This is a genomic window from Lacihabitans sp. LS3-19, from assembly GCF_024343575.1.
Taxonomy (GTDB): Bacteria; Bacteroidota; Bacteroidia; order Cytophagales; family Spirosomataceae; genus Leadbetterella.
On record NZ_RJUA01000128.1, the window covers coordinates 21330 to 34360 of the forward strand.

Genomic DNA, 13031 nt, shown 5'->3' on the forward strand with positions numbered 1-13031 from the left:
AACTAGTTCGTTTTTCCACTTCCGCGTCCATTCCAATGCTCCAAAGGCAGCGATGATACAGGTTATTCTACATTATAAAAAAAATGAATTTCAGATATCCCAAATGATTTGTAATTTTACGGAGCACTATTTTTTTAACTAATAATGAAATCCAAATATCTAATAATTGCAATTCTAGCAATCTTCACAGGGTCATCTTATTCTCAAAACGTAATTTGTGGGCTTAATGATACCCAAATATCAGAGGAAACTCAGTATGCAATGAATATGGCCAAGGAGTGGAATTTCAATAGGAGTGCTAGAACTTCCCAGAATAATGAATATTCAATATGTAAAGTAGCTGTGGATATTGATTATTTCACGTATGATGAATTTAAAAAAGATACCACAAAAATAATTTTTACTGTAAAACAACAGTTACTAGAAGCTTCAAAAATATTTGAAAAGGAAACAAATACAAAATTGGTTTTAACACAAGTTAATATTTGGAAAGATCCAGAAACTGATCCATACGCTAATACAAAAGATATTTTTCGACTGCTTTCAATTCTCGCTGAAACTTGGTCAAAACCTTCATTTGAAAAATACAAAAGTGATGTAGTTATGTATCTTGTAACTAAACCATTTGAAGGTGCAGGAGGAGTTGCTATGTCGATTGGTAGTAAATTCAATGTTTCTCCCCTATTTAATTTATCAACTATCATTCATGAAACCGGTCACAACCTAGGTTCTCCACATACTCAAAACTGTAGTTGGCCAGGCGGAATGTTAGACTACTGCTATCAATCAGAAGGAGGTTGCTATACTGAAGCACTTGAAAAAACTATTGGAACAGTTATGAGTTATTGTTCTGGCAGAAAAATAACCTTTCATCCTCTTTGTCAAGCAATTATAGAAAATTATTCGAAGAAAAACTTCGAGGCTATCACAAAAAAACCCAACCCTATTGTTTTCCCTGCCGAAATCCAGAATACTTCAAATTATTATGAAGTAAAAAACCAAACAAGTTCTGAAAAAATAATATATCAAATTTCTTCAAATCAAGATTTCCAAAACATCTTATATGAAGATTCAACTGAGATTGGATTATTATATTTTCGAAACCTAAAAAACAATAGCACATACTATTTGAAAGCTTTTTCGAAAAATAGATTTGGTGATTCCAACTGGTCAAATGTTATGAAAATTAGTAATTCTAGTATATACATTGATATTCCTAAAATCTTATCTCCAAACTCCCAAAATATAAAATTAGACTTAAATAATAAGATAAATTTAGAATTTAGTCAGACTGAAGGTGCAACAGAATATGAAATAGAAATTACAAATTATTACAACCCGTTGTTTAGGAATATATCTACAGTTTCAATTCCAACGGGTTCAAATTCCATTGAAATTTCTTTAAAAGATTTAAAAATATCCATATATGACCCTCTAATTTGGCGTGTTAGGGCATTAAATAATTTCCAAAAAAGCGAATGGTCAAACACTGGATTTATTATAAATAAAGAACCAAATTTCTTTGTGAATTTTCCATTTAATGATTTAAACAATGCCCCAAGTACTTTTTCATTTAATTTCTATCAAAACTTAAACTATCTTAACTTAAAAATTCTGGTTTCTGAATTTAGCGATTTTAAAAACCCAATTTTAGATAAAGTTTATAAACATGAAGAATATGAGGTTGAAATTTCTTTTTTTTTAGAAAACCTTAAACCCAATACAAGATATTATTATAAAATTGAAACGCTAAAATCAGAAAATAGCATATGGAAAGAGTATCCGAATTTAGTAATCCATGAATACGAAAACTCGTTTAAAACAAATAATTCAAACCAAAACTCGAATACGGTATTTTTCCATAAAGAACATTATAAAGATATGGGATTCAAAATTGACCATATAATTACACCCTATGATAAAGCTATATTTGTATCTGATAATAAATTGCAAACAATAAATTCTGAAAATTTAGAATTAGAAGTCTTTGATAGAAAAAAAACTAATGGAGAAATTGGAGTTACTTACGCAACATCGAAAATTAAAAGTGACGCAGATAATAACATAGCCAAAATAGTAATTTTAGGTAAAATAGAGAAATACAAAGGAGCATTTCCTGAAGATTTATTTGCCTTAAGAATATATGACCGTAAAACACTAAAACAGGTTTCTTCAACAGAATTTTATATAAGCGACTCCATATCCTATATTCAAGATTTTGACCCAACTAATAAATTAATATTTGATGGCAATAAACTTTGCAAAATTGAAAATAAAAAGCTTATTAACATCTTGAAATTTAACAATTATACCAATATTATAAACTCCTCGCCTAATGTTATTTGGTTTAAATTATATAATAACACAAATAATCAGAATGAACTATACCGATATACAATAAATAACAACTTACTAGAAAAAGTAAGTTTACCTCCTGGAAACAATTACTTTAATGAACTTAAGACAGACAAATCCGAAAATATTTGGATTAATTTTGCAAATGGAGATTTAGGAAAATTTGATGGGAATAATTGGGCAATTTTTAATTATCAAAATTCTCCGTTGGGATATTACACCAATGGTTTTGACATTGATAATTTTGGAAATTTATATGTAAATTCTTTTGATTATTACCCATATGGAAATCTATTGAAATTTTCTGACAACAAATGGACTGTTTTAAAAGATAATTTAAATTTTTCAAGCCAACTAAATGTGGATTCTTTTGGTAAACTCTGGATGAATACCTCAAAATCAGCTTTAATTAGAATAAATCCTTGTCCTGAGATTCAAGCACCTAGTATTGAATCCAATTTTGATGAATTACCCACAAATGAAATCCTAAAAATTAAGGCAAAAGGATGTACCAATGTAGTCTGGAACTGGAAAAACAAAGAAGAATCCATAATAGAAAAATTAATAGTTGGCGATAACCAATTAATTCTTTCGCCAAGTTCAAATACTACCTATTTTGCTCGTTGTTATATCGATGGTTGTTCTAGCATAGAATCATCAAAATCAATATATTTAACTCCAAAAATTTTCGTAAATGAAATCCTAAAAAATAGATTATGTGAAAATGAAATCGTAAAAATAAATCTAAAAATTGAAGGTAATTTTGAGCCAAACAATCAATTTTTTGCAGTGTTTAAAAATTCCGATTCTCAACAAAAAATAGAACTGATTAAAAAAGAAAATTATTGGGAATTAAAAACAGGAACAAAAATCCCTACAGGAAAATTTGTCGTTAGTATAGAAAGTACACTTCCAAAAATCGCATCTAAAGACTCTCTAGATTTGGAAATATTGTCAAGCCCAATATCAAAAATAGAAGGTCCCGATAAATTTTGTATTGGTGACACAAAGCTACTTGTTGCAAAAGTGGAAAGTGGAAACTCTCCTTACAAATATTTTTGGAAAAAAGATAAGACAACTATTTTTGATACAAATACTGGAGCTTTTCAATTGACAGAAGGCGGTGAATATCAATTAATTGTGACCGATTCCAAAGGATGTAATTCAGAACCTACGCTATTAAAAGTATTAGCATATGAATACCCTACTGCTGAGTTATCAAAAAATCAAAGTGAATACATTTTTTTGAACAAACCTGACACCTTAAAAGTAATTACTCAACAAAATTTCTTAATTAATTGGTTAAAAGATGGAAAGATTATAGAAGGAGCAACAAAAAACACATTATTAGTAAATGAACCTGGAAAATTCAGCGTGTCTGTCAATAATAATGGATGCATTTTCTATTCTCAGCCAATCAGCATAAACCTTATTACAGGATATAATCAAGAACCAATTTCCAACAATATCACAATTTTTCCTAATCCAAATAATGGAATCTTTACTATTTCTGCAAAATTTGAAAATGGTTTTACAGGTAATTTATTCATATATGACGAAAATGGTCGTCTTTTAGCAGTAGAAAAAATAACAGATATATTCGATTATAAAAAAGAGGCCAATTTTAGCAAAATTCCAAGCGGACCCTATTACATTTTATTTGCAGATAATAAATTAAAAATGGTAAGTAAATTTATCAAAAACTAATAAAACTAAAATTCTACTTAACTCCCATTTTTCCACTTCCGCGTCCAATCCAAAGCCCCAAAAGCAGCGATAATACAGAAAACGAAATATAGAATAGAGTACAATTTGACATCTTTTACGTAATACATGTAAGTACTAATGATGTCGATGGCAAGCCACATCCACCAAGCTTCTACTTTCTTTTTCATCAACATAAAAGTTGCCACGATGCTCATCACGGTAGTGAAGGAATCTATATAAGGAAACGCACTCGGCAAACTGAATAAAGTTGGAAATATTTGGTGTAGATTTTTAGAAAATGTACCTAAAATATACGTACATACTAAACCTCCAACAATCAATATTGAAGAAGTTTTCAATGGCAATTTGGTGATTCTTAGCTCATTTTTCTGATTAGCATCCAAAGCCTTTGGAAACTTCCACATCCAAAATCCTATAATGTTGGTCACAAAGAAAAAACCTTGTAAAAACATATCAGGATATAGCTGAATCTGATAAAACATAATGGATGCGAGCACCACATTTACCAAGCCAATGATCCAGGACCAAACATTTTCCTTTGCAGAAAGCCATACGGCGTAGCCACCTGTTAGAGTAGCCCAAAATTCCAAATGGCTCATATCGTAGCCAAGAATTGTGAAGAAAATGTTCTTAATATCAAATATTACTGGCAATTGGTTTTGATTTAAAAAGTGGCACAGTACTACAAGGCTCCCCAAACATCAAACTTTTTGCTATTGGCTTTAATCGCATTGTTAAATCTACATAAACCGAAGTCGGTATTTTGGCATTGCTACAGCCTTTCACAACAATTCTTTGATCTCTAAATTGCTCCAAATCGAGCTGATTTAGAGCCACTTCGTATAGCTTTTTTTCTAAATCTTCCAATCCACCAAAAACCAGCATATTGGCAAAAGGTTCGAGTTGAATTGCCAAAAGCATATAGGCCCAAGTTGGTACTATGGCATCTTCAGAACAGATAATGGCCACATTTTTTCCTGAATAAACCGACCAATCATTCTCTTTCAAAAAAGCTCTAAATTCCTTTTCTTTGAGCATCAATCCCATAAAAAGATTGTCTTTGATATCGTAAACCACCCTTTCGCCAGGATGAAAATATTCTTCCAAATCAAAAGAAATTAGGCCGCTATTGGCTACTTTGTTTATTATTTCTGCTTCCATAATTTAATTCTCAATTTGAGGCGATTCTTCCAAAGGCACAATGACCTTTTCTAATACAACAGGCTTGCTTTCAAAATAGTTTTTTGCCACTACCAAAGTAGAGATTTTCAAAAAAGTCCTAACAAATACAAACACCTGTTGCACCAAAAACATCACAAAAATAGTAAGGCCCGAATGCATACCTATTACCTTATCTACTCCCAAATACATCACAGAAAGTATCAATCCTAGTATAATAATCAACCAAAAAAGGGCAAGCGTACTTTGTCTTTTAAAAACATAAGAGAATGATTTCCAGAAAGCATCATAAACTTTCAAAGTTTCCGATTTGTACAGCATTACACGAGCGTAATCGCCTAAAACTATTACAAAACCCACAAAATAAGCCAAAATACCCAAAGGCGGCAGCATAGCTAATATATAATCCTTTTCGTTTCCACCTTCGGCTATTGCCGCAAAAATGAAGAAAAACATTCCAGCCAAAGACACTAAAACCAAAAGAAAAATAAACAAGAAAACTAACAGTAATGCGAATTTTGAAAAATACTTGGTAGAGCCTTCAAAAAATTCGGATAACTTAAATTTCTCTTCATCAAATACTTGTAAAATTCCTCCAGCAAAAAAAGTATTCAGAAACAGATATACCACGCCAATAATCATAGCCAAAGCCACAAAAGGTCGAAATGCCTTTCCGCTTTGCTGCAAAAAATCCGTAAAAACCATGAAGTCAAAATCCGCCACCAGTTTGTCTAGAGCCACTGAGCCATTGGCTTCACTCAGAAATGTGACATAAAATGGCCGAGCCACCAACATGGCCAAAACAAACCCTACTCCACAAAAAAACAACACCAAAGGAAGTTTTTTTGATAAAGAAATGAAGGATTTAAATAAAACTGAGAACATATTTCTAAATTAATATTCCAAAACTATTTCAAAAAACATACAAAACTAAGCCAAAATCTCGATTAAAAGTCCAAAATTTTACTCAAGCCAATTTCGGATTATTCTTATGTCTATCGGCATCTCTTATCGATTTTTTCTCCAGGTTTTTCGCAAAAGCCTCTGTCAAATCTATCCCCGTTTGATTGGCCAAACAAATCAAAACAAACAACACATCGGCCATTTCTTCTCCCAAATCTTTGCTTTTGTCCGATTCCTTTTCCGACTGTTCACCGTATCTACGAGCCATTATTCTGGCTACTTCGCCCACCTCTTCCATCAATATTGCCGTATTGGTAAGTTCGTTAAAATACCTCACACCTACGGTCTTTATCCAATTATCCACCACCTCCTGAGCTTTTTTGAGTTCCATTTTTAGTTTTTTCGAGGTGGCGAAATCATGATATGAGCACGGTGCGTACCCGGATCCATAATCCACGGAGCTCCCGGAACAACTTCTTTAAGCGGTAAACCTGTCGACTCCGAAGTAGCCCAAGGTATATAAACCACATAACGATAATTGGCTTTTTCGAGACTTTCCCCACTCAAGACATGCAAGGTAGCAGGATTTTTAGGCATTTTCAATTTACCCTTTTTAGCCTCCGCTTCACGTATATCAAAAACCTCTTTAAAAGACTTATTCTCTTTTTGAAGCTCCCTACCCCTGGCCATAAACGGCTCCAAATCCTTGTGATAGCACGATACACTAAAGCCTTTTTTGTTAGGATCGTCCGACAAACACACATAAGCACCCTCGCCTTTTTGCAACACAACCAACTCACCATCAGCATTATAACCCATCACCTTCGGATTAACCCTATCAACTTCAGGCAAGGCCATCATCGCTTCTTTAATCTGCACATCGGCAGAAGGAACTTGTCCAAAAACACCTATTGAACCCAGCAAACCAGCAAAAAACAGTAATTTTCTCATATTAGTTAAGGTTTAAAATTTAATAAATTGGGCGATTCCCCTGGTCCGATTATCATCAGGCCCAGTGGCCGGGCTTTCGCCTTTACTCCTCGGAGCTTCCTATCGTCAGCTCCTGTGGGGTACCGGCTCTATCCCTATCGCAGCATCCTCGCTATTAGCAAATATAAAAGAATTATCGACAAAAAGGATGATTTCCCGCCGCCTTTGTTTGTGTTATGACAATCCGCCCTTGTTTGTGTCCTCACAAACAAATACACATTTTCCGGTGGCAGCAATTTTTCAAATTGCTGAAAAAACATATCATATCTTTTTTCACCACGATTTGAAAAATCGTGTTACATTTTCCAGTGGCAGCGATTTTTCAAATCGCTGAAAAACCAAATCAAAACCTCCTTTGACCACGATTTGGAAAATCGTGATACTATATCGGTAAAGCGATTTTTCAAATCGCTGAAAAACCAAATCAAAACTTCCATTGACCACGATTTGGAAAATCGTGGTACCTTATCCGTAAAGCGATTTTTCAAATCGCTGAAAAACCAAATCAAAACTTTCTTTAACCACGATTTGGAAAATCGTGATACATTTTCCAGTGGCAGCGATTTTTCAAATCGCTGAAAAACCGCATTCGTTTGTGTCCTCACAAACGAAAACCCATTTTCCAGTGACAACTATTTTTCAAATCGCTGAAAAACCATATCAAAACTTTTTATGACAACGATTGGGAAAATCGTTCCACCATAAACGTAATACACTTTCATAATACACCCAAAGCAATATTTTCGTAATTTTAGCTTTTCAAAAAACAAAAACAAAATCAATATTTTATGAAGCGATTCGGCTTGGCGTCTGTAGCAACTCTCCTGTTGGTATTTATGAGTTCATGGGGCATGTGGGGACACTATACTATCAACCAATCCGCCATTTTTGCTTTGCCGAAGCCATTGGCATTGTTTTTTTACAATCACATAGATTTTGTTGCCGAAGGAGCCAATGTGCCAGATTTAAGAAAATATAGCCATTTGAGAGATAGAAACGAAGGGCCAAGGCATTTTGTCGACATCGAAGACTTTGGAGACATACCTTTTGACAGCCTAAAAACCAAACCAAAAAATGCCTTTGCCGACAAAGATTTACAAAAATGGGGTTATCTGCCTTGGTTTATTATTGATACCCAAAAAAGTTTAGTCACCGCTATGAAAGGAGGCCGTAGAACCGAAGCTTTGTTTATAGCTTCAGATTTAGGTCATTACATAGCAGACGCACACATGCCGCTGCATACCTCCGCCAATTATGACGGCCAGCAAACCAACCAAAAGGGGATTCATGCCCACTGGGAGGCATTATTACCTGAGAGATATGGCAAAAACTATAATTTCTCCGTTGGCGAAGCACAATATATTGAAAACATCGACAACGAAATTTGGGAAATAATACGTCGTACACATTCTTTGGCAGATACCATGCTAAGCATAGACAAAAAACTCAGGAGCGAATTCCCAGCCAAAAAACTTTATGAGTTAGACGCCGAAGGCAAGCAAATTAAAAACAAATTTGGGCAAACGATATTCTCAAAAGAGTATTCTGAACTCTATCATAAAGCCTTGAATGGCATGGTAGAAAAGCAAATGCGAAATTCGATTCAAGCTGTATCAAATTTTTGGTACACAGCCTGGGTAGATGCTGGAAAGCCTGATTTGTTAAAATTAGATCAAGCCAATCTCACAAAAAGAAACGCCAAACAATACAACAAAGACCTAAAAATTTGGAAAAGGGGCAAACTGCCGTATCAATATTTAGAGAAAGAGTATTAAGTAGAGCGATTTTCCAAAATCGCTCATTTTTAATAAGAATATTACCTGACCATTGACGGTTTTTAAATGAATGGACTTCCAATGAGTTAATTTAAACCAAAATAAAATAGCCTCACTACAATCCCTTTCTCCTCTTCCCTACCTCACGCCAGGTAGTCAAAATGATTTTGTTATCTTCCAAATATTTCTTAAAAGCAGGATCCATCATCACCATGGCGTCGCCTTTGCGTACAGTTCCTGAGCCTGATATGTGCTTAAAAACCTCTGTTGGCCAAGTGCAGTGCATGATTACCATCGTTAAGCCTGGCTTTAAGTTGGTTATGGTCTCTATGTATTTTTGTGTTTTGTAGGTTTGTAGTTCGGCATCAGTGCAATTTGGTTTTCCTTCTGGACAACCCCAACCATACGAAACATTGTGCAAATCATCCAAAACGGGTAATCCTGAAGCCCATAGTTGTTTGCCTACAGCCGTGGTCATTTCTATCGTTAGACCTGCATCTTTTTCAGTTTGCAAAATCATAGAATTGTGCCCTCCAGGAAACATCACAGGTATTTTCTCCTCCATGGCCACTTTCAGGTATCTTTCCAAATAATCTTTTCTTGCAAAAACCGTCCCCATGTGTGTATCCAAGTGTGTAGGTTCCCAACCCATAGTACGTGAACGATCCAATTGTGCCCTTATTTCTTTTTCTATTTCGTCAGCAGAGGCATTGGTGGCGGTTGCTCTCACGCTTGGCCACATAGCACCTTCTTTATCCACCAAGCCTGGCACTGCTGGCTTGCCAGAAAGAGGCCCCCAACGGTAGTTTTCCCATTCTGATGTTAGCGTCAAGTGCAAACCTGCATCAGTCTCTGGATGAGCTTTTAGGTATTTCATAAATGCTGGAATCCACGGACAAGGCATCATCAAACTCAATGAATTCGCCACGCCTGATTCCATCGCTTTGATGGCTCCCTCGTTAGAATCGTACGACATGCCTACATCGTCTATGTGTAATATCAGCACTTTGGCGTCTTTGGGATAGCCTAGTTTTTCGGCATAGGTTTGTGCCGAAACTATTTTTGCGACAAATATTAAACACAGGAAAACAAATGCTTTTTTCATTTAAAATTGAATATTGGGTTGAACTTTCTATTGGAAATTAAAGGTAAATTATTAATTGTGTTTTCGCAAAAAATGTGGGGATTTGGGTGAAGTTTGTGAGTACACAAACTTGGGCGGGCGGGGCAAAAAAAAGAGCCTTTCGGCTCTTTTAAATAAATAGAAAAAATATTTTTAGAACATTGATTTATAATCGCCTGTTCCGAAACTTGATTTGTCATTTGGTTTTAATTCTTCAAATTCCATTTCGGTTTCGTCACCTTTATCGGATTTTACAGTATATCCCAATACCATTCTTCCTTGCTCAGCTATTTTAACTAACTCAGGATGGGCATTATAAGCCATATAGTTTTTTGAGGTGGATTTTCCTCCAAATGGAGAAGAACCTTGCGACATTTTTTGAGCCATTTTAGCCATTTCTCCTACTCTATTTTGACTAATCCACATCAAAATATCCTCTTTTTGATCATCACTTTTTATAATGTATCCATCGCATTTATAACCAGCTATAGTTTTTGTTTGGCTAGTTTTAGTCACACTGATTTTAGAGTTTTCCTTCTCCACATATTTCTCCAATTCATCTCCCTTAAATCCAATCCCCATCAAAGTTTTTTTACCATCATTATTTAAAAAAGTAAACATCTTCTTTTGATCGAAATCCATAACAATAGCGTCCATGTTGGCAGAAGCTTTAGCCATATCTGGATTGTCAGAACTTAAAAACTTAATCGCCATCGCACTCATATCATCAGCAAACATATACTTGTTTCGCATGGTGGTGCTTTTTTTGTCTTTGGCTGATTTTATAGTAAGTTTCATTGTCATTGATGAGCCAAAACTATAAGAAGCTTTAGGTTTCCCTCCAAAACTAAACCCTCCAAATCCCGAACTTTCGGTTTTTTCTTTGGCGGCAGGCTTAGGCTTTTCCGAACTAGTTTTTGGTTCAGAACTCTCTTTTTTCTTAGTTTTGAATAATCCATCAAATGCTTTGTCAAAAGCATCTTCAACTTTTTTAATCGGATCTTCCTCTGTCTTTTTTGTCTCTTGGGCATTCAAAATATTGCTCACAAAAAACACGATTACCAACAATACTACTTTTTTCATCTCAAAAATTTAATTTTATTAAAAATAACAATTTCCATGGATTTATACAACGAATGCAATAGATTATTTAGTTAAAAAAGAAAATTATTTCGTTAAAAACTTTTCTTATGGATTAGTTTAAAAAAACAGACTTGTATTTTTTTGAATAAAATACTTTCATAGCTCATTTTTTTAATATTAAACCTAAAAATGAAATATGCAAATTATATAAAATCTCAACTACAACCCTCTCCTTTAGCCTCTTTTTTACGCTCTACAAAAGTAGTTTTTTGTCCAAACAAAGTTGATCCAAGAACTTTCAAACCATATCCACCTTCCACAACAATCTTGGTATAGCCAGACTTGCAAATTGGCCCCCATTGTAGTTTTGAACCAGTAGTAAAACCTACATGAACATAAGCTAATTCTTGATCGGCAACTTTTAAGGCTATTCTCGGAAAAGCAATGCCAAATTGCACGTCTAATTCCGAACCAATTAATCCTGCAGAATCAAATTGGCCTCCCGTAATTTGTTCGTTATTGAGTGTGCCAGTTGTGTTCATATTACCACCCGAAAAGTCGAAACCATTGTCAGCATCAAAAGTAACAGTACTTTTAGCCGTAGCGGAACTCAAATTACCCGAAAAGCTAATAGAAGTAACGAAATTGACACCTACCTCGATACTCATTGGTATCGGATTAGGAATAGGGCCATACGGCGTTGGAAGGTACCTAATAGGGAAAGTCAAAGCAATATTGGGCAGAACCTCAGTGGTTTCTCCTGGCTCTCCATCAGCTGCATAAATACTTAGATTGATCGTACCAGAAATACCCTTGTTAGTTGAATTAAAACTCTCTAAACTTCCGTCTTTTATCGTAATATTGGTATTTTGCTTAGGTAAAGTCATCGTACCCTCTCCAACCAAACTGACATTGGGAGCACCCCCAGATTTTTTAACCATTTGCATTTTAAACTTGCAAGTGGAAATAGTTCCTCCAGATAGTATAGGCTCAATATTTATCTTATAATCTACCCCCTTTGCCGAAAAAACGTATTCTATAACATTGTCTTTATTACCATATACTTTTTTAGCTTTTTTCCCATCCACCAGCAAGGCTTCTTCTGTTCCCCACGCTGGGGTAATTTCGTATGATAATGTCCCATCTTTTATAATGTCAGTAAGGGCGGCATCCTCTGTTATTAATTCATAATTAGACCCCACAGATTTTGCGGAAACCACTTTTCGCATGTGTAGGCCAGGAACTAAAAATGTCTCTCCATTTTTTGGCTGATTTTTAAAAACATCTTTCGACATAACATACGTTTTTCCATCTGATGAAATATCTTGAACTGGGTCAACTTCACTTTTTTCAAGAATAATGGCCTCGGGTGTATAAACAAATTCAGCATTGTCCGAGTCTGGGCTTGGATCAGATTTTTTGTTGCATGATAGCACCAAAAACAATGTCGCTACAGTTACAAATAATATGTTAATTCTCATTTATTAAACCTATTTATGGAAATTCTCCTTTCCGTTTTATAATATTTTTTTTCAAAAAAACGATTGTCTCAATTACCTTCCTATAAATTCTCAAAAAGTCCATTCAAGAATTCCTGTGATTAAATTTTCAAGTATGATTCCTTGCGATTTTATTACGAAAAAAGAAAATTGAAATACAATATCTGTTTTTAAAAATCCTCAACAAAACCCAATTAAAGTTATTGCATTCTTATAAACTAAATAAAATTTAGGTTTTTATTTAAAGGAAGAACAAATAACAATCATTTACATTTTGCCAAAATCTCTTTCGCCAATTCAATTGCCAAATCTTTATTTAACTCACTATCAGCACTTATCGCTGCAAAAACTATAAGGCTTTGTCATCTATTATAGTATTGTCTCTAACATCCTATT

10 protein-coding genes are annotated in these 13031 nt (G+C 34.4%); 2 read left to right on the forward strand and 8 right to left on the reverse strand.

Annotation, left to right across the window (positions count from 1 at the left end; translation table 11 throughout):
* Positions 1-144 precede the first annotated feature (144 nt).
* Positions 145-4062 (forward strand): M12 family metallo-peptidase, encoded by a 3918-nt coding sequence (locus tag EGI22_RS22685; protein WP_255070895.1) that lies wholly within the window; start codon positions 145-147, stop codon positions 4060-4062.
* A gap of 17 nt (positions 4063-4079) precedes the next feature.
* Here EGI22_RS22685 and pnuC read toward each other — a convergent pair whose 3' ends face one another.
* From pnuC to EGI22_RS22710, 5 genes are all read right to left on the reverse strand, one after another.
* Positions 4080-4736 carry a nicotinamide riboside transporter PnuC gene (gene pnuC / locus EGI22_RS22690; RefSeq protein ID WP_255070896.1) on the reverse strand — a complete coding sequence of 219 codons (657 nt, stop codon included), beginning with the start codon at positions 4734-4736 and terminating at the stop codon, positions 4080-4082.
* Positions 4720-5244, reverse strand: coding sequence for a DUF2480 family protein (locus tag EGI22_RS22695; RefSeq protein ID WP_255070897.1), 525 nt, complete (start codon positions 5242-5244; stop codon positions 4720-4722). Before EGI22_RS22695 ends, pnuC begins: the two co-directional genes overlap by 17 nt.
* Positions 5245-5247: 3 nt before the next feature.
* Positions 5248-6147: a hypothetical protein gene (locus EGI22_RS22700; RefSeq protein ID WP_255070899.1), complete on the reverse strand. Its 900-nt coding sequence runs from the start codon at positions 6145-6147 to the stop codon at positions 5248-5250.
* A gap of 82 nt (positions 6148-6229) precedes the next feature.
* On the reverse strand, positions 6230-6556 hold the full coding sequence (locus EGI22_RS22705; protein WP_255070900.1) for a nucleotide pyrophosphohydrolase: 327 nt from the start codon (positions 6554-6556) through the stop codon (positions 6230-6232).
* 2 nt (positions 6557-6558) lie between these two features.
* Positions 6559-7116, reverse strand: coding sequence for a hypothetical protein (locus tag EGI22_RS22710; RefSeq protein ID WP_255070902.1), 558 nt, complete (start codon positions 7114-7116; stop codon positions 6559-6561).
* A gap of 827 nt (positions 7117-7943) precedes the next feature.
* Here EGI22_RS22710 and EGI22_RS22715 point away from each other — a divergent pair.
* Positions 7944-8930, forward strand: coding sequence for a zinc dependent phospholipase C family protein (locus EGI22_RS22715; protein ID WP_255070904.1), 987 nt, complete (start codon positions 7944-7946; stop codon positions 8928-8930).
* A gap of 115 nt (positions 8931-9045) precedes the next feature.
* Here EGI22_RS22715 and EGI22_RS22720 read toward each other — a convergent pair whose 3' ends face one another.
* The 3 genes from EGI22_RS22720 to EGI22_RS22730 form a co-directional block, all read right to left on the reverse strand.
* A complete protein-coding gene (locus tag EGI22_RS22720) occupies positions 9046-10035 on the reverse strand; it encodes a polysaccharide deacetylase family protein (RefSeq protein ID WP_255070905.1) in 990 nt (329 codons plus the stop codon).
* Positions 10036-10206: 171 nt separating this feature from the next.
* Positions 10207-11136 carry a DUF4412 domain-containing protein gene (locus tag EGI22_RS22725; protein ID WP_255070907.1) on the reverse strand — a complete coding sequence of 310 codons (930 nt, stop codon included), beginning with the start codon at positions 11134-11136 and terminating at the stop codon, positions 10207-10209.
* A gap of 215 nt (positions 11137-11351) precedes the next feature.
* Positions 11352-12617 (reverse strand): hypothetical protein, encoded by a 1266-nt coding sequence (locus tag EGI22_RS22730; protein ID WP_255070909.1) that lies wholly within the window; start codon positions 12615-12617, stop codon positions 11352-11354.
* Positions 12618-13031: the final 414 nt, after the last annotated feature.

Bases quoted from the DNA above. Each gene is read 5' to 3' on its own strand.
- EGI22_RS22685 (WP_255070895.1), top strand. From the start codon at position 145: ATGAAATCCAAATATCTAATAATTGCAATTCTAGCAATCTTCACAGGG.
- EGI22_RS22695 (WP_255070897.1), bottom strand. From the start codon at position 5,244: ATGGAAGCAGAAATAATAAACAAAGTAGCCAATAGCGGCCTAATTTCT.
- EGI22_RS22700 (WP_255070899.1), bottom strand. From the start codon at position 6,147: ATGTTCTCAGTTTTATTTAAATCCTTCATTTCTTTATCAAAAAAACTT.
- EGI22_RS22705 (WP_255070900.1), bottom strand. From the start codon at position 6,556: ATGGAACTCAAAAAAGCTCAGGAGGTGGTGGATAATTGGATAAAGACC.
- EGI22_RS22710 (WP_255070902.1), bottom strand. From the start codon at position 7,116: ATGAGAAAATTACTGTTTTTTGCTGGTTTGCTGGGTTCAATAGGTGTT.
- EGI22_RS22715 (WP_255070904.1), top strand. From the start codon at position 7,944: ATGAAGCGATTCGGCTTGGCGTCTGTAGCAACTCTCCTGTTGGTATTT.
- EGI22_RS22720 (WP_255070905.1), bottom strand. From the start codon at position 10,035: ATGAAAAAAGCATTTGTTTTCCTGTGTTTAATATTTGTCGCAAAAATA.
- EGI22_RS22725 (WP_255070907.1), bottom strand. From the start codon at position 11,136: ATGAAAAAAGTAGTATTGTTGGTAATCGTGTTTTTTGTGAGCAATATT.
- EGI22_RS22730 (WP_255070909.1), bottom strand. From the start codon at position 12,617: ATGAGAATTAACATATTATTTGTAACTGTAGCGACATTGTTTTTGGTG.